The sequence below is a fragment of the Streptomyces sp. NPDC003284 genome (genome assembly GCF_053589675.1).
This window is the reverse complement of record NZ_JBSFSI010000018.1, coordinates 12,704-28,545: the sequence shown is the minus strand read 5'-3', so window position 1 is coordinate 28,545 and position 15,842 is coordinate 12,704. Positions and strand designations below refer to the sequence as shown.

The window sequence follows — 15,842 nt, the reverse complement described above, 5'->3', positions numbered from 1 at the left end:
CGGCCGGGGGGCCGGGATCACACCCCGAGCTGCCGGGCGGCCGCGTCCACCGTCTGCTCCAGCAGCGTGGCGATGGTCATGGGGCCGACCCCGCCCGGCACCGGCGTGATCAGCGAGGCGCGCTCCACCGCGGTCGCGAAGTCCACGTCCCCGACATTGCCCGCGTTGTAGCCCGCGTCGATCACGACCGCGCCCGGCTTGACGTCCTCGCCGCGCACCAGTCGCGGCCGCCCCGCGGCCGCCACCACGATGTCCGCCTCGCGGACCACGGACGACAGCTCCCGGGTCCGGGAGTGGCAGTACGTCACCGTGGCGTCCCGGGCCAGCAGCAGCATGCCGACCGGCTTGCCGAGGATCGCGCTGCGCCCCACCACCACGGCCCGCTTCCCGGCCGGATCGACGTCGTAGGCGTCCAGCAGCCGCATGATGCCGCCGGGCGTGCAGGAGACGAAGCCGGGCAGGGCGAAGCTCATCGTGGCGAAGGAGGCGAAGGTGACGCCGTCGACGTCCTTCTCGGGCGCGATCGCCTCGAACGCGGCCCGCTCGTCGATGTGGTCGCCGACCGGGTGCTGGAGCAGGATGCCGTGGACCGACGGGTCCGCCGAGAGGTCCCGCAGCGTCCGCACGAGCCGGGCGGTGGTGGTCGCGGCGGGCAGCTCCACGTGCCGGGAGGCGATGTTCGCCGTGCGGCACCGGTTCTGCTTCATCCGGACGTAGGTGACCGAGGCCGGATCCTCGCCGACCAGCACCGTGGCCAGGCACGGCCGGACGCCCGTGCGGGCGGTGAGTTCGGCGGCCCGGTGCGCGGTGCGCTCGACGATGCGGCGGGCGAGGGCGGTGCCGTCCATGAGACGGGCCTGGGACATGTCCACTCCTGAGCGTGCGGCGGATCGCCCAGGCGCGCGGCTGTGACGTCGGCTGGGGCCGCTCCCCGGTGGTGCTCCACCTCAGCGCCAGTCACGGCCCGCCCCCACCCTAGGCGAGGACCGCGCAAGCCCTTCGCCGGGGGTGCGGCCCGCTCACCGGAGCCTGCCCCGCCGTGACCGCCGGGCCCGTACCGCGGCGGGCCGCGCGCCGGGCCGGGCCGCGCGCAGCACCGACCGCAGCAGCGCGGCGGACAGGCACCGGGCCGCCGCCGTGGCCGTCCGGGCCGGACCGGAGCGCCGCGCCAGCGGGGAACGCGCCCGCCCCAGTCCACCGCGGGCCGAAAAGGACCAGGTCAGCCGGGAGCTGACCTGGAACCCCGCGGTCCTCCTCGTCACTCGTCCCACGCCTGGACCATGATCTGGTCGGTGATCCTGCCGTCGCGCAGCGAGACCATGGACTCCGCGAGCACCCGGACGCCGTCCGGATACGCGCAGGACTCCACGTACGCCGCGTGGTCGCCCTCGACGACGCACCGCTCCAGCCGGTGCGTCATGTCCCGGCCGTAGACGTCGTCGAGCATCGCGCCGATCTCCGCCCGGCCCCGCAGGACCCTGGGGTGGCTCGGCCTGCTGTCGCGGTCCACGATGCGGATCTCCGCGTCGTCCGCGTACAGCGACAGCAGCGTGGGCGCCGCGTGTTCCTCGATGCCCCGGCGCAGCGCGCCGGTGTCGAAGGCGGGACCTGCCGTGGTCGCCATGGTGGCCTCCTACGAGCCCCGGCGCCCCGGAGCAGGAGCCGCTTCCGGGGCCTCTCCTTCGAGCGTCCTCCGGCGCGCCGGGACCGGCAAGTGCGGGCGGGGCGACGCGCCGGTGCCCGTCCCGCGCCCGTCCTGTGCCGCCCGCCCCCCACTCGTCCCGCACTCGTCCCGTGTTCGCCGTGTACTCGTCCTGACGGGTGAGCGGGCGGGCGCGCCCGTGTCCGGGCGGGACCGGGCGCCGTTGCTCAGGACATGATCTCCACTCGACGTATCGTCGCCGTCGCCTCCCTCGCCGCCTCGCTCACCGGGCTCGCCGCACTCCCCGCGAGCGCCGCCGGTTCGTCCGTGCCAGTGGTCGGCCGGGCGCTGCCCATGGGCGTGCTCGACTCGCTGGCCCGCACCGGGCTGCCCGCCGACCGGCAGAACGCGGTGCCGCCGGTCTCCGACCAGCTCTCCTCGCTCCAGCACGTCCAGGACCTGAACGAGCTGAGCCGGCTGAACGCGGTCGCCGGTCTCGTCTCCCCCCTGTTCGGGCTGGTCCCCGCCATCCCGAGCTGAGCCGGAGCGGGCCCGCCGGACACCCGGTGGCGGCGCGGGGTTCGCGCCGCCGCCGGCCGGTCACGGCGTAGGGTCGCGGGGACGGACGAACGGCCGACGGAAGGGAACTCCACCATGGCGCAGGAAGTGCGCGGCGTGATCGCACCCGGGAAGAACGAACCCGTACGGGTCGAGACCATCGTCGTGCCGGACCCCGGGCCCGGCGAGGCCGTCGTACGGGTCCAGGCCTGCGGCGTGTGCCACACCGACCTGCACTACAAACAGGGCGGAATCAACGACGAGTTCCCGTTCCTGCTCGGCCACGAGGCCGCGGGCATCGTGGAGTCGGTCGGCGACGGCGTCACCGAGGTGGCGCCCGGCGACTTCGTCGTCCTCAACTGGCGTGCGGTGTGCGGCAGGTGCCGTGCCTGTCTGCGCGGACGGCCCTGGTACTGCTTCGACACCCACAACGCGCGGCAGCGGATGACCCTCACCGACGGCACCGAGCTGTCCCCGGCGCTGGGCATCGGCGCCTTCGCGGAGAAGACGCTCGTGGCCGCCGGGCAGTGCACCAAGGTCGACCCGGCCGTCTCCCCGGCCGTGGCCGGACTGCTGGGCTGCGGGGTGATGGCGGGCATCGGCGCCGCCATCAACACCGGGAACGTCGGCCGCGGCGACAGCGTCGCCGTCATCGGCTGCGGCGGTGTCGGCGACGCGGCGATCGCCGGGGCGCATCTGGCGGGCGCGGCGAAGGTCATCGCCGTCGACATCGACGACCGCAAGCTGGAGACCGCCCGCACCATGGGCGCCACGCACACCGTCAACTCCGAGGACCACGACGCGGTCGCCGCGATCCGCGACCTGACCGGCGGCTTCGGCGCCGACGTCGTCATCGACGCGGTCGGCCGCCCCGAGACCTACAAGCAGGCGTTCTACGCCCGCGACCTGGCCGGGACCGTCGTCCTGGTCGGTGTGCCCACCCCGGAGATGAAGCTCGAACTGCCGCTGCTGGACGTCTTCGGACGCGGCGGCGCGCTCAAGTCGAGCTGGTACGGCGACTGCCTGCCCTCGCGCGACTTCCCGATGCTCGTCGACCTGCATCTGCAAGGGCGGCTGCCGCTCGACAAGTTCGTGTCCGAGACCATCCGACTCGACGAGGTGGAGCAGGCGTTCGAGCGGATGCACCGCGGCGAGGTGCTGCGCTCGGTGGTGGTCCTCTGATGGCCGCCCGCATCGAACGCCTCGTCACCGCAGGGCAGTTCACCCTGGACGGCGGCACCTGGGACGTCGAGAACAACGTGTGGATCGTCGGCGACGACCACGAGGCGATCGTCATCGACGCCGCCCATGACGCCGAGGCCATCGCCGCCGCCGTGGGCGACCGCCGGCTCACCGCCATCGTCTGCACCCACGCCCACAACGACCACATCGACGCCGCCCCGGCGCTCGCGGACCTCACCGGCGCGGTGATCTGGCTGCACCGCGACGACCTGCCGCTGTGGCGGGCGACCCACCCCGACCGGGAACCGGACGAGCACCTCGTCGACGGCCAGGTGATCGAGACGGCGGGCGCCGACCTCACGGTCCTGCACACCCCCGGTCACGCGCCGGGCGCGGTGTGCCTGTACGACCCCGGGCTCGGTGTCGTCTTCACCGGCGACACCCTCTTCCAGGGCGGCCCCGGCGCCACCGGCCGGTCCTACTCCCACTTCCCGACCATCATCGACTCGATCCGCGACCGTCTGCTGACGCTGCCGCCCGGGACGAAGGTGCTCACCGGGCACGGCGACACCACCACCATCGGCGCGGAGGCCCCGCACCTCCAGGAGTGGATCGCCCGCGGCCACTGAGCCGCCGCCGGGGCCCGCCCCCGCCGGAAATACCTGACAGGAGATGTCCGGCTTCCCCGCGATGCTCGGCGTGCACACTGCGCGGACCCACCGCGCGCCGCACGCACGAGCGAGCACAAGGGAGGCCGGACATGTCACGTCCACTGGAGGGCAGGGTCGCGCTGGTCGCGGGCGCGACCCGCGGGGCGGGCCGCGGGATCGCGGTGGAACTCGGCGCCGCGGGGGCCACCGTGTACGTCACCGGACGCAGCACCCGCGCCCGCCGCTCCGAGTACGACCGCCCCGAGACCGTCGAGGACACCGCCGACCTGGTCACCGCGGCCGGCGGATGCGGCATCGCCGTCCCCGTCGACCACCTGGAGCCCGGCCGGGTCCGTGCCCTGGTGGACCGTGTCGACCGCGAACAGGGCCGCCTCGACGTGCTCGTCAACGACATCTGGGGCGGCGAGCACCTCTTCGAGTGGGACACCCCGGTGTGGGAGCACGACCTGGACAACGGGCTGCGGCTGCTCCGCCTCGCCGTGGAGACGCACCTCGTCACCAGCCACCACGCGCTGCCGCTGCTGCTGCGCCGGCCCGGCGGCCTGGTCGTGGAGATGACCGACGGCACCGCCGAGTACAACCGGGACACCTACCGGGTCAGCCTCTTCTACGACCTGGCCAAGGCGTCCGTGCTGCGCATGGCCTTCGCCCTCGGCCACGAACTCGGGCCGCGCGGCGCCACCGCCGTCGCGCTCACCCCCGGCTGGCTCCGCTCGGAGCTGATGCTCGACCACTTCGGGGTGCGCGAGGACAACTGGCGCGACGCCCTGGCGGAGGTCCCGCACTTCGCGATCTCCGAGACCCCCCGCTACGTGGGCCGCGCCGTCGCCGCGCTCGCCGCCGACCCGGACGCGACCCGCTGGAACGGCCGGTCCCTGTCCAGCGGCGCCCTCGCCCGCGAGTACGGCTTCACCGACCTGGACGGCAGCCGCCCCGACGCCTGGCGCTACCTCGTCGAGGTCCAGGACGCGGACCGCCCCGCCGACACCACCGGCTACCGCTGAACGCACACCCACGGACCACCGGCCCCCTCGGCCGCCCGCCGGGGGGGGGAGGGGGAGGGCGGCCTCCGCCAGGAGCGGTTCGGCCTCGGGGGAGAAGGGCGGACATGTGCCGCACCGTGTCTGTCCGGAAGGGCCGTCACCGCACTAGGTTCGGGCCCATGACGGACACAAGGCGGTTCGAGGGGTACGGAGTTCTCGTCACCGGCGGGGCGCGCGGCATCGGCGCGGCCACCGCGCGCAGGCTCGCCGAGGAGGGGGCGCGGGTCCTGGTGACCGACGCGGACGGGGACGCGGCCGAGGAGACCGCGGCGGGCCTGCGGGAGAAAGGGCTCGACGCACGCGCGCGCCCGTGCGACGTGGCGGACCGGGACGCGGTCGAGGCGGCCGTGGCACACGCGGTGGACGCCTTCGGCTCGCTCGACGTGCTGGTCACCGCCGCGGCGCACTGCTCCCCGGACACCCCGCTCTTCGAGGACGACCCCGATGAGGCGTGGGCCCGCGACCTCGACATCACCCTGCACGGCGCGCGCCGCTGCTTCCGCGCCGCGCTGCCCCATCTCGCGGCCTCGGGCCGGGGCGCGATCGTCGGCATCGGCTCGGTCAACGGCCTCCAGGACTTCGGCAACCACGCCTACAGCGCGGCCAAGGCGGCCCTGATCTCGCTCGCCCGCACCCTCGCCGGGCACGCGGGCGCGCGCGGGGTGCGGGTCAACGTCGTCCTTCCCGGCACCGTCCGCACCTCGGCCTGGCAGGGGCGCGAGGCCGCGCTCGACCGGCTCGGCGCCCTGTATCCGCTGGGCCGGATCGGCGAGCCCGACGACATCGCCGCCGCCGTCGCCTTCCTCGCCTCCCGCGACGCGGCCTGGATCACCGGCACCGCCCTGACCGTGGACGGCGGCCTGACCGCCGTGAACACGGGCTTCCACACCGCTGTGGGGACACCCGGCCGCACCGGGTGAGGCCGCCGCGCGGCGCCGAGTGTCACCGTTCCGTCTCGATGCGGACCGTTCCACAACCGGCACGGTCCCGAGGCGGTCTAGCTGTCCGGAAGTGTCCGGAAAGCGCGGACACACGACTGAACCGAGGGGGAAGCCCAGCATGAGGCAGATGGGCAGACGAGGCGCCGTGGTGCTGGGCGTCACCGGACTGGTGACGCCGCTCGCACTCGCGCTCGGCACGGCACCGGCCCAGGCGGCGTCGAGCTGCACGGCGTCGACCGGGCCGTACCAGAAGAAGGTCGAGAAGTTCCTCGGCCGTCCCGCCGACGGCCGGCAGTCGGCCGCCGACTGCAAGGCGATCAAGGCCTTCCAGAGCAAGCACGGCATCACCCCCACGATCGGGTACGCGGGCCCGGTCACCTGGGGCGTGATGGATCTCATGAACAAGCAGAAGGCCGTCGGGAAGAACCCGAACAAGGACGGCAGGTGCCCGACCAACAAGGGCCGCATAGCCTGCGTGAACCTCACGCTCCAGCTCAGCTGGATCCAGGACGGCAAGCGGCTGGTGTACGGCCCCGTGCCGGTGCGCACCGGGCGCGACAAGTACGAGACCCGCACCGGTCTGAAGAAGATCTACTGGCGGCACATCGACCACGTGTCGACGCTGTACCACGTGAAGATGCCCTACAGCCAGTTCTTCGACGGCGGCCAGGCCTTCCACTCGGTCGGCGTGAGCGTGTGGAACCCGCCGGGCTCGCACGGCTGCGTCAACATGACCACCAAGGACGCCAAGAAGTACTGGTCGCTGCTGAAGAAGGGCGACGACGTCTTCGTCTACGGCCGCAAGCCGGGCACCTGAGGTACGGGCGCGGGAGGGGGCGGGGCGCCCCGGATCGACGTGAGCAGCAACACGGTCCGCTATGTCCGGTTCGATCGCACTTACTCACTCCGCCTTCACATCGATCGGCATATGCTTCACAGCATGTCCACCACTGTTGAAGCCGCCTCCGAGCGATCGGCCGCGGAGGTCAACGAGGAGATCCGTGCCTTGTGGCGCAGGTCCGGCGGGACACTGACCACCGAGCAGCGCGAGGTGTACCAGCGCCTCGTGATGGAGTGGGCCACGGCCGCTCCGGTCTCGGACCAGGCGGCCTGACCCGCCGCCGCCCCGGTCGGTGCCCCTGGCCGCCGCCGGGCACCGGTTCCCCGCTCCTCCCGCAGCCCCCGTCCCGCACGCCCCGGCCCTTCCGGCCGGGGCGCACTGTCAGCACCCCCGCACCCGCCGCGCGGCCGCCCGCCGAGGCCACCGCGCCCGCCGTTCCCTGTTCCGGGACCCGGCGCCGAGGACCGGAACCGGCCTAGGATGCCAGGCATGGACGTGGATCCGGTGGCACGGCTCGGGGCCGGCAAGTATGTGCTGATCACCAGCTACCGCAAGAACGGCACACCCGTGGCGACGCCCGTCTGGGTCGTGCGCGACGGCGCCGCGCTCGGCGTGTGGACGGCCGCCGACTCCTGGAAGGTCAAGCGGATCCGGGCCCGCCCCGACGTGCTGGTCGGCCCGTGCGACGTGCGCGGGCACCCGACCGGCGACCAGTTGCCCGCCACCGCGGAGATCTGCGACCGGGACACCACCGCGCGCTACCGGGGCCTCATCGCCCGCAAGTACGGGCTGATCGGCCGCCTCACCCTGCTCGGCAGCAGGCTGCGCCGGGGCGAGCGGGGCACCGTGGGGATCCGGGTGACCCCCGCGCGCTGATCCGCGCACGGGAGCCACCCGGGGTGTGGGCGCCGCCTACGAGGCGTCGAGGACGGTGCCCGTCACCACCGGCAGACCCTCGTGCACCTGCCCGTCGTCGCCGGTCAGCGCGATGCGGACCCGCTCGGGCTGCTCCGCCACCTGGTCCCGGACCGTGGGGACGCTCAGCTCGGTGCTCAGCTCGCCCGCCGGCACGTCGGCCCACAGGTACATGTCCAGTGAGGACAGCGGACGCTCCGGGTCGGGCGACTCACCGGTGGTGTCCGACAGCCACTGCGGGTCGACGTCCTTGGTGGACAGCTCCGGGCCGTCCGGGACGGGCTGCACGACGAAGATGGCCACGATGTCCGAGTCGGCGGCCGCGGACAGGTTCACCCGCCACTTCAGCGTCTCGCCCTCGGTGACCCGGTCGGCGACGGGCGTCACCGTGACCGTCGGCGCCGGGTCGTCGTTCAGGGCGGTCACCCCGCCCCGGTGGGAGCCGACCACCGCGCCGTGCACCGCCTTGACGACGATGTCGTTGGCCACGTCCGCGCCGTAGCGGGTGTTGCCCCGCACCAGGACCGGCACGTCGATCGAGTGCCCGCCGGGCCGCACCGTCACCAGCCGGCCCTTCGCCTCGTTCGTCACCGGATCGATGACGTACACCCGGACCTGGCCGCTGCCGTGCCCGGACACTCGCACGGGCACCCGGTAGGTGCGCTCGCCCGAGTCGCCCTCCTTGACCGTGAGCCGGCCGACGTCCACGCGGGGCAGTGCGGCGGCCCGCACCGCCGGGGTGCCCGGACGCCAGCCCCAGGCGTCCATGAGCCAGGCCCGCCCGGAACGCGTGCGCGGGGTCAGCTCCAGCGACGCGATCCGCCGCAGATCGAGCCCGGCGCGGGTGGCGGCGGCCAGCGGGACGCGTACCTCGCGCGCCCAGTAGGAGGCGGTGCGCTCGGTGCCCGGCAGGCCGTCGGCACGGACCGTGCCGAGGGCCGCGCGGTGTCCGGCGGCGTCGGTGACGGCCACGTCGAGCCGGGTGCCCGTGGTGTTCGGCGGGACGAAGACGCGCAGCGCGAGCTGTTCGGCGCCCTTCAGGGACACCGGGGAGCCCGGCCGGATCCGTACCGCCGAACCGGCGGCGGACCAGCGCAGCGCGACCGCGCGGCGGCCCGCCTCCCGGTCGGTGTCCCACTGCGCGAAGTGCGGCGAGCGGCCGGGCGTGTTCTCGTCGAGGCAGGCGACGGACGCGTCGGGGTCCACCGCCGAGCACAGCCGGGCACCGCCGCCGGTCACGGTGAGCGGGCCGTCGGGCAGCAGACCGCCGGTACGGCCGGCGCCGACCGCGTGGGTGAGCACCCGCGCCGGGTCGGCGGAGGGCGCCCGGACACCGGAGCCGTCCAGCAGCGGACGCACCCGGTCGTCCCCGGCGACGAACAGCCGCGCGGCGGCGGCGATGTAGGTGGCGCCGGCCCGGTGCTGCTGGTCCGCGGTCAGCCGGGTGGCGGTCCCGGGGGAGCAGACCGGGTCGCGCTGGTCCGGGTCCTCGTAGAAGTCGTCGTCGGCGGGCGCCACGGCCTTGCCCGGCGTCCACTCGGTGTTGAAGAAGTTGTGGTCGGCGCCGACCACGTACACGGCGCTGTGCAGGGCGGTGCCGCGGCTGACCCCGCGGGTGCCGTCCACGTACACCTCGCCCTGGAGGTCGGAGACATCACCGTCGCAGCCGGGCAGCAGCGTGGCGGACGGGACGTCGGCGACCGGATTCTGGCCGAAGACCGTCGGACCGATCAGCACGGTGCCGCTGATGTGCCAGCGGGTCTTTCCGTGATAACCGTCCTGGTCGGCGGCGGGCGGGTACAGGCTGTCCATGGCCGCGCGGTTGACGCCCTCGCCGCCGCGCGAGTGCCCGACGAGCAGGACCCGCGACAGATCGGCCACCGGGCCCCGGCGTACGGCGGCCGGTGCCGTGGCCGGGTGCGCGGCCCAGTCCGCCCAGCGGGCCAGGTGCTGCCGGACGAGCGAGGAACGCGCCTGGGCGCCGCCGTCCTCGGCCTGCCAGTCCTGGCCGTTGATGCCGTTGGCCGCGATGGACACGGTCACATACCCCTGCGAGGCCAGCAGTTTCTGGTCCTGGAGGTAGCCGCGGTGACTGGGGATCGGCAGCGATCCGGCCGGGCACGGCCAGTCGCCGGACACCTCGTCGCTGTGCGGGGTGTAGCAGGGGGCGTGGCGGCCGTGCAGGAACAGCGCGAGCGGGCGGCGGCCGGTGGCGCCCTGCGGCGTCACCACCACGGCCTGCATCTCCACCGGGGCCGGGAAGCCGGGCAGCCGGACCGACCCCAGCCGGTACTCGCCGGTCGTGGTGCGGTAGGTGCCCGGCTTGCCCGGGTCGACCTTGCCCGCCGGGAGCGGGGCGGGCGGCCGAACCGCCGCCAGGGCGCCGCTGCGGCCCGGCGCCTGCGCGGCCCCGGACGTGTCCTCGGCGTCCAGTCTGCGGCCGGACGCGCGGACCTGGAGGTCCGTCAGCTTCTTGAGGCCCTTCGTGCGGGCCGCGCTCAGGTCCAGCCGGAACGTACGGCCGTCCCCGCCGGGCCGCGGCCGGCCCAGCAGGCGGTCGCCCGCGTAGAACTCGACGCGCGCGTCGCCCATGGGCACCGGGGTGCCCGTGTGCCACTCCAACTGCCGGGCGTCGCCCGACCCGGTGACGCGCCAGCCGGGCGGGAGCCCGGTGCCGCTGTCACCGGCCGCCGCCGACTGCCCTGCGGCGGACGGCAGTCGGTCCTGCGCCGCCCCCGCCGCCTGTGCGGACGCGGGCGCGGCTCCCGCCATGGCGAGCAACGCCACGGCGGTGACCCCTATTCGACGGACGCGGATCAACGGTCCCCTCCTCGGAACACTCCTCGGAACACGGGCTTCCTCCGGTGCTCGGACGCGGCGCCCCGTCGGTACCGGGGGCCACTGGTGCTCCGGAGGACGGGGCAGGTGGGCTGTGGGTTGCCTGTGAGGCGTGAGTTGCGCGACGTCAGCGACATGATCACGCCAGTGTCAACACGGCGCGGCCACCGTGCGGTTCGCGTCCTCGGCCCGTCGTCGGCCGCGGGCCGCCCGGAGTACACCCGCACCACACTCCGTCGGCGTATCACCGGTGACGCCGGTGGGCCACCGGTCGTTCCTGGGGCGGGACACGGACGAGACGGGCGGCCGGGGCGACCGGTGGCGCGGAGGCGACGGAGCTGGTGCGGTGAAGAGGATCGCGGTCCACGGGCGGCGCGCGGGCCGGTGGCTGACGCGCCGGGCCGGGTGGTGTCTGGCCGGATCCCTCGCGCTGTACGCGCTGACCGCGCTCCTGAGTCCGGCCGAGCCGCTGGACCTGCGCGTCTACCACGAGGCCGCGCCGCACGTCCTGACCGGCGGCCTCTACGACCAGGTGGTGCGCACCGGGCCGCCCATCCCCGAACTCCCCTTCACCTATCCGCCGTTCGCCGCGCTGGTGCTGCTGCCGCTGGCACACCTGCCCTGGACGGCTGCGGTGGTGCTCTGGCGGGCCGCCTCCCTGGCCGCGGTGCTCGTCGTCACGGCGGGCGCGCTCCGGCTGCTGCCGCACAGGTTCGGCGGCGACCGGGACCGCGCCCTGCTCTGGGCCGCCGCCGCGCCCTGGCTGGAACCGGTGCGCCACACCCTCGACCAGGGCCAGATCAACCTGCTGCTGGGCGCGGCCGTCGTCGGGGGCCTGGCGTTCGGCCGCCGCGCGACCGTCCGGGGCACGTCCGTCGCGCTGGCCGCCTCGCTGAAACTGACCCCGGCCGTCGCGGGCGCGTATCTGCTGGCCACACGGCAGTGGCGGGCGGCCGGCTGGGCGGTCGCCACCGGCGGCGCGGCCGTGGGGCTCGCCTGGTGGATCGCCCCGGGCGAGTCGGAACGCTACTGGTCGGGTCTGGTGACGGACACACGGCGCGTCGGCCCGGTGTGGTCGGTGCGCAACCAGTCGCTGCGCGGCGCGCTCACCCGGCTCCTCGGTCACGACGCGGGCGGCACCGCGCTCTGGTGGGCCGCGCTCGCCCTGGTCACCCTGGCGGCGGCCGGTGCCCTGCGCGCCGCCCTGCGCCGTGACGACCCGCTGGGCGTCCTCGTCACGGTGGAGCTGTACGGGCTGCTGGTGTGCCCGGTCTCCTGGAGCCACCACTGGATCTGGTGCCTGCCCGCCATGATCTGGCTGGCACACGGCCCGCACCGCACCCGGGCGGCGGCCCGGACCGTGCTCGTCCTGTGGGCGGCCGTCACCGGGGCCCGGCTGGTGCCGCGGCTGATCGGGGCCGAGGACCGGCTCGCCCGGCCCGGCCCGTATCCGTGGGCGCTGGCCTGGCCCGGATGTGTCTACGCGGGCTGCGCGCTGCTGACCTTCCTCGTGCTCGCCCTCCCCGCCCGGCGCACGGGAGCCGCCGGGTCCCCGGAGTACGACCGCGACGCCGCCGCGGGGCGCTCACCGCTCCGGCCGGACGAAGCCGCCGTCAGCTCCAGGCGCGGTAGGGCTCGTCCAGCAACTGGAAGACCGGTTCGCCGCGCACCGGATCCTTGGCGGTGGTCAGCCGGACCCGGTCGCCGCCGTGGATGGCGATGAGCGGCCCCATGACCCTGCCCCGCACGACGAAGCCCTCGCTCATCTCCACCATCGACACATTGCGCGCGGCGGGGGTGTTGCGGTGCACGATCGCGGCGTGCCGGACCGTGCCGGTGCCCGCGCTGCGCTCGGTGCGCAGTTCGCTGCCCCCGCACACCGGACACAGCAGCCGGTGGTACATCGCCGTACCGCACCAGGTGCAGCGCTGGAAGGTCAGCGCCTCGCGGTCACCGGCCGCGGGTTCGAGCAGAGCGGTCGCGGAGCCGGCCGCCGCACCGGTCTCGTTTCCAGAGGGGTGGTACACGCTGGTCAACTCCCTGCGCTGGGCCGGAATCCCGCGTGCCGGGGAACCCGTGCACGGGCGGGGGCGGCTCGCGGTGCCGCCGTGCACACGACAGAGTATGGCACTCAGTGCCGCCCGTAAAGGTACTGGGTACCATCTCGCGGGAGCGGGAGCGGAAGCGGAAGCGGGCAGGGAGCAGGACACGCGGGACGCACCGGGTGCACCGGGCATGGACGGGTCCGCCGTTCGTGCCGGATGCGCAGGCCGTGCCGCCTACGCGGATCCGCCCGGTACGCGTACGTCCAGCACGCACACGTCGTCGCGCCGTTCGCCCTCCAGCATCGACCCCAGGAGCGGCACCAGGGAGCCGGGCGCGTCCGCGTGGTGGGCGGCCGCGTTCCGGGCCAGCCGCTCCAGACCCCGCTGGATGTTCTCGCCGGGCCGTTCGACCAGTCCGTCCGTGTAGAACAGCAGCCGGTCCCCGGGTTCGAGACGGCACTCGGCCTCCGCGTAGACCGGTGTCTCGGTCGCCCCCAGCAGCACGCCGAACGGACGCTCCAGGTAACGCGGTTCGCCCCGGCGCAGCAGCAGCGGCGGCGGGTGGCCCGCCTGGGCCCAGACGAGGCGGCGCTCGCGCGGTGCGTAGCGCGCCAGGACGAGGGTGGCGGTGCCCTTGGTGTCCCGGGAGTGCAGCAGCAGTGTGTTGAGGCGGGCCAGCGCCCCGGTGAGCGACGAGCCGGTGAAGATCATGCCCTTGGCGGTGAACCGGAGCTGCGCCATCGTCGCCACCGCGTCGATCCCGTGCCCGGCGACGTCGCCGACCACGAACAGCGCGTCCCCGTCCGGCAGTTCGACCGCGCTGAACCAGTCGCCGCCGACGTGGATCCCGGACTCGGCGGGCAGATAGGTGACGTCGACCCGCAGCCCGGCCAGGCGCACCGCGTGGCGGGGGAGCGGCAGCAGCGCGTGCTGGAGGCGGCCCGCGAGCATCCGCTCGGCCCGCAGGACCCCGTCCTGGGCGAGCATCGTCCGCTCACTCTCCACCAGGGCCAGCTCCGCGCTGCGCTGGGCGGTGAGGTCCTGGACGAAGCCGTGCACCTCCACCGGCCGGCCCCCGGTGTCCACGACGGTCTCGGCGACCGCCCGCAGATGCCGCAGCCCCGCCCTCGTCCGCACCCGGAACGGCACGTCGAAGGGTGTGCCGTCGCGCAGCAGCTCCCGTACGGCCCGGCCGAGCGCCGGTCCGTCCTCCGGCACGGCGAGGTCCGGCAGGCGCTCCACCGCGACCGGGCCGAGCGCGGGGTCGCGGTCGAGCAGCAGGTGGACCTGGTCCGACCAGGCCGCCTCGTGCGTGTCCAGGTTCCAGACGGCCCAGCCCAGCCGGCCGAGACGCTGTAGCTCGGCCAGGCGCTGCGCCTGCCGGTCCGAGGCGTCGTGCCGCAGCCAGCTCACCACCAGCGCGTCGCCCAGCGGGGCCGCCCGCACCACGTACCGCGGCGGTTCCCGCCGGTCGGTGCCCGGCCCCGGCAGGGTGAACGGCTCGCCCTCGCGGGGTTCCCCGGTGTCGAGGACCGTGAGCCAGCTCTGCCACAGCGGTTCCCCGGCGGCGGTCGGCCAGCACTCCAGGAGCCGCCGCCCGACGAGGTCGCCCGCGTCGCGGCCGAGCACGTCGGCGCCCTGCGCGGTGGCGGCGTCCACGCGGTAGTCCGTCACGTCACCCGAGGGCGAGCGCAGCGGGGAGAGCAGCAGGACCGCGCCGGGCAGCGCCGCGAACAGGCCGTCCACCGGCAGGGACGCGGGCGCGGGAACCGGCGGCCGCGACGATCCGGAGGAGCCGGGCCGGCTCTGTCCCGCGCCGAGGTCGCGCAGCCGCCCCGCGCACAGCCAGGACACGTGGCGCAGCAGCTCCCGGGCGCGGGGAGTGAACGGGTCCGCCCGCTCCCGCAGCACACCGATGACGACCTCGGCGTCGTCCGTACCGCCCACGGGCAGCCAGACGGCGTTCTCCGTCCGGCGCGGGGCGCGGCCGGTGCGGTCCCCGGCGCCGCCGGTCCCGGCCGGCGGCGGCACGTCCCGCCACCGCCGCGCCCGCGTCCCGTCGATGTCCGCGTACCCGATCGGCACCGGCTCGCCCGACGGCGGGCGGCGATGGATCAGCACGGCGTCGGCGCCGACGGGCCCGGCGAGGTGGGCCAGCAGGCACCGGGCGAGGTCCGGCGGGGTCTCCACCTGGGTCAGCGCCCGCCCGAGCCCGGCCAGGACGGCGCCCTCGGCCTCCTCGTCGGCGGTCGCGGCCCCGGCGGCATGGCTCAGCGGCGGGACCAGCGTGCCCAGGGCGATCCAGCACTCCTCGGTCAGGGTGCGGTGCGCGGCCTTGGCCCGCCGCAGAAGATCCTCGTGCGCGGCCTCGGGGGAGCAGCCGGTGAGCGCCATCAGCGCGCCCTTGGCCCGCTCGACCACGGCAGCCGTACCGGTCGGCGCGGCCGGGCCGGGCGCGCCGCCGGACTCCCCGGGGAACACGGATTCGCCGGTCACGGGACGAGCATCGCACAGATGACCTGATCCGATCACGGCCCGATCGGATACTTGTGCGAGCGGGCGTTCCGGGGGCGTCAGGTGCGTCTCGGGCCCCGGCGGCGGTGTCTCAGCGGCCCGCGCCGCCGTGCCGCATCAGGGCCTCGGTGACCGCCCGGACGCTGCGCGCGATGTGCTGGAGCTGGAGCAGCTCCCCGGCGTACAGCTTGATCGTGTGCTCGATCACCGACTCGGGCAGGCCGAGCCGGGGCAGGTCGGCGCGCGCGGTCTGCAAAGCGGTGCGGGCCACCCGGACCTCCTGCTGCACCTGGATCTGCGCGTGCCGGGCGAGGAGCACGGGATGGCGCAGCAGCGCGGGGTAGCTGCTGTAGCGGGCGGGGACCAGGTCCCGCAGCCATCTGACCGCCGAGCGCTCCCAGTCGTAGCTGCCGGGCGGCTTGACCTGGCAGGGCCAGTCCGGGCTGACACGCGTGGTGGTCACAGGCATGGTCATCGCTTCCGGGTGTGCGGCGTGCGTCGTGGAGGGGGCCGACGCAGGGAGCCGGGCCGCGATCCGTGAGCAGTATTTATATATGCCATCCGCTTTGCAAGGCGTATGAAAACATTCATGCCGGGTTTACGGGGGCTGGTCCGTGTACGTTCCGACCACCGCGGCGCCGGACCGGCCCGA

General features: G+C 74.8%; 15 protein-coding genes and 1 riboswitch. Of the genes, 9 read left to right on the top strand and 6 right to left on the bottom strand.

The features are described from left to right. Positions 1-17: 17 nt before the first annotated feature. Positions 18-866, bottom strand: coding sequence for a bifunctional 5,10-methylenetetrahydrofolate dehydrogenase/5,10-methenyltetrahydrofolate cyclohydrolase (locus tag ACWDYF_RS29505; protein WP_389470692.1), 849 nt, complete (start codon positions 864-866; stop codon positions 18-20). Between the two features lie 19 nt (positions 867-885). Beyond that, positions 886-971, bottom strand: a riboswitch (ZMP/ZTP riboswitch). Positions 972-1,258: 287 nt separating this feature from the next. Further along, entirely contained in the window at positions 1,259-1,624 is a 366-nt protein-coding gene (locus ACWDYF_RS29500; protein ID WP_018569972.1) for a nuclear transport factor 2 family protein, read from the bottom strand. Positions 1,625-1,876: 252 nt separating this feature from the next. On the opposite strand from ACWDYF_RS29500, the gene ACWDYF_RS29495 reads away from it, so the two are divergent. The 8 genes from ACWDYF_RS29495 (at position 1,877) to ACWDYF_RS29460 (ending at position 7,754) form a co-directional block, all read left to right on the top strand. Beyond that, complete coding sequence (locus ACWDYF_RS29495) at positions 1,877-2,182, top strand: hypothetical protein (protein WP_389470695.1); 306 nt, start codon at positions 1,877-1,879, stop codon at positions 2,180-2,182. 114 nt (positions 2,183-2,296) lie between these two features. Beyond that, positions 2,297-3,382: an S-(hydroxymethyl)mycothiol dehydrogenase gene (locus ACWDYF_RS29490; RefSeq protein ID WP_037890306.1), complete on the top strand. Its 1,086-nt coding sequence runs from the start codon at positions 2,297-2,299 to the stop codon at positions 3,380-3,382. Continuing rightward, positions 3,382-4,011, top strand: a complete 630-nt coding sequence (locus ACWDYF_RS29485) for an MBL fold metallo-hydrolase (protein ID WP_355478976.1) — start codon at positions 3,382-3,384, stop codon at positions 4,009-4,011. Before ACWDYF_RS29490 ends, ACWDYF_RS29485 begins: the two co-directional genes overlap by 1 nt. Before the next feature lie 131 nt (positions 4,012-4,142). Beyond that, on the top strand, positions 4,143-5,057 hold the full coding sequence (locus ACWDYF_RS29480) for an SDR family oxidoreductase (protein ID WP_381744255.1): 915 nt from the start codon (positions 4,143-4,145) through the stop codon (positions 5,055-5,057). A 158-nt stretch (positions 5,058-5,215) separates the two neighbouring features. Then, entirely contained in the window at positions 5,216-6,016 is an 801-nt protein-coding gene (locus tag ACWDYF_RS29475; protein ID WP_389470699.1) for an SDR family NAD(P)-dependent oxidoreductase, read from the top strand. Positions 6,017-6,155: 139 nt separating this feature from the next. Next, positions 6,156-6,854: a L,D-transpeptidase family protein gene (locus ACWDYF_RS29470; RefSeq protein WP_026252878.1), complete on the top strand. Its 699-nt coding sequence runs from the start codon at positions 6,156-6,158 to the stop codon at positions 6,852-6,854. Between the two features lie 111 nt (positions 6,855-6,965). Then, entirely contained in the window at positions 6,966-7,151 is a 186-nt protein-coding gene (locus tag ACWDYF_RS29465; RefSeq protein ID WP_026252877.1) for a hypothetical protein, read from the top strand. A 216-nt stretch (positions 7,152-7,367) separates the two neighbouring features. After that, positions 7,368-7,754 (top strand): PPOX class F420-dependent oxidoreductase, encoded by a 387-nt coding sequence (locus ACWDYF_RS29460; protein ID WP_018569963.1) that lies wholly within the window; start codon positions 7,368-7,370, stop codon positions 7,752-7,754. A gap of 36 nt (positions 7,755-7,790) precedes the next feature. Here ACWDYF_RS29460 and ACWDYF_RS29455 read toward each other — a convergent pair whose 3' ends face one another. Then, entirely contained in the window at positions 7,791-10,613 is a 2,823-nt protein-coding gene (locus ACWDYF_RS29455; RefSeq protein WP_389470703.1) for an alpha/beta hydrolase family protein, read from the bottom strand. A gap of 364 nt (positions 10,614-10,977) precedes the next feature. Between ACWDYF_RS29455 and ACWDYF_RS29450 the strand changes: the two genes are divergently transcribed. Next, positions 10,978-12,354, top strand: coding sequence for a glycosyltransferase 87 family protein (locus ACWDYF_RS29450; protein WP_389470705.1), 1,377 nt, complete (start codon positions 10,978-10,980; stop codon positions 12,352-12,354). On the opposite strand, the gene ACWDYF_RS29445 is transcribed toward ACWDYF_RS29450, so the two are convergent. The 3 genes from ACWDYF_RS29445 to ACWDYF_RS29435 form a co-directional block, all read right to left on the bottom strand. Next, entirely contained in the window at positions 12,245-12,658 is a 414-nt protein-coding gene (locus ACWDYF_RS29445; RefSeq protein WP_381744259.1) for a Zn-ribbon domain-containing OB-fold protein, read from the bottom strand. The two genes, ACWDYF_RS29450 and ACWDYF_RS29445, sit on opposite strands and share 110 nt — an antisense overlap. 252 nt (positions 12,659-12,910) lie before the next feature. Next, on the bottom strand, positions 12,911-15,172 hold the full coding sequence (locus ACWDYF_RS29440; protein WP_389470713.1) for a SpoIIE family protein phosphatase: 2,262 nt from the start codon (positions 15,170-15,172) through the stop codon (positions 12,911-12,913). Between the two features lie 109 nt (positions 15,173-15,281). Beyond that, positions 15,282-15,665 (bottom strand): hypothetical protein, encoded by a 384-nt coding sequence (locus tag ACWDYF_RS29435; RefSeq protein WP_389470716.1) that lies wholly within the window; start codon positions 15,663-15,665, stop codon positions 15,282-15,284. Positions 15,666-15,842: the final 177 nt, after the last annotated feature.

What these genes read in the sequence shown, in the direction of transcription:
- ACWDYF_RS29470 (WP_026252878.1), top strand. Translation starts at nt 6,156, where the DNA reads ATGAGGCAGATGGGCAGACGAGGCGCCGTGGTGCTGGGCGTCACCGGA.
- ACWDYF_RS29460 (WP_018569963.1), top strand. Translation starts at nt 7,368, where the DNA reads ATGGACGTGGATCCGGTGGCACGGCTCGGGGCCGGCAAGTATGTGCTG.
- ACWDYF_RS29495 (WP_389470695.1), top strand. Translation starts at nt 1,877, where the DNA reads ATGATCTCCACTCGACGTATCGTCGCCGTCGCCTCCCTCGCCGCCTCG.
- ACWDYF_RS29490 (WP_037890306.1), top strand. Translation starts at nt 2,297, where the DNA reads ATGGCGCAGGAAGTGCGCGGCGTGATCGCACCCGGGAAGAACGAACCC.
- ACWDYF_RS29480 (WP_381744255.1), top strand. Translation starts at nt 4,143, where the DNA reads ATGTCACGTCCACTGGAGGGCAGGGTCGCGCTGGTCGCGGGCGCGACC.
- ACWDYF_RS29500 (WP_018569972.1), bottom strand. Translation starts at nt 1,624, where the DNA reads ATGGCGACCACGGCAGGTCCCGCCTTCGACACCGGCGCGCTGCGCCGG.
- ACWDYF_RS29475 (WP_389470699.1), top strand. Translation starts at nt 5,216, where the DNA reads ATGACGGACACAAGGCGGTTCGAGGGGTACGGAGTTCTCGTCACCGGC.
- ACWDYF_RS29505 (WP_389470692.1), bottom strand. Translation starts at nt 866, where the DNA reads ATGTCCCAGGCCCGTCTCATGGACGGCACCGCCCTCGCCCGCCGCATC.
- ACWDYF_RS29485 (WP_355478976.1), top strand. Translation starts at nt 3,382, where the DNA reads ATGGCCGCCCGCATCGAACGCCTCGTCACCGCAGGGCAGTTCACCCTG.
- ACWDYF_RS29465 (WP_026252877.1), top strand. Translation starts at nt 6,966, where the DNA reads ATGCTTCACAGCATGTCCACCACTGTTGAAGCCGCCTCCGAGCGATCG.
- ACWDYF_RS29435 (WP_389470716.1), bottom strand. Translation starts at nt 15,665, where the DNA reads ATGACCATGCCTGTGACCACCACGCGTGTCAGCCCGGACTGGCCCTGC.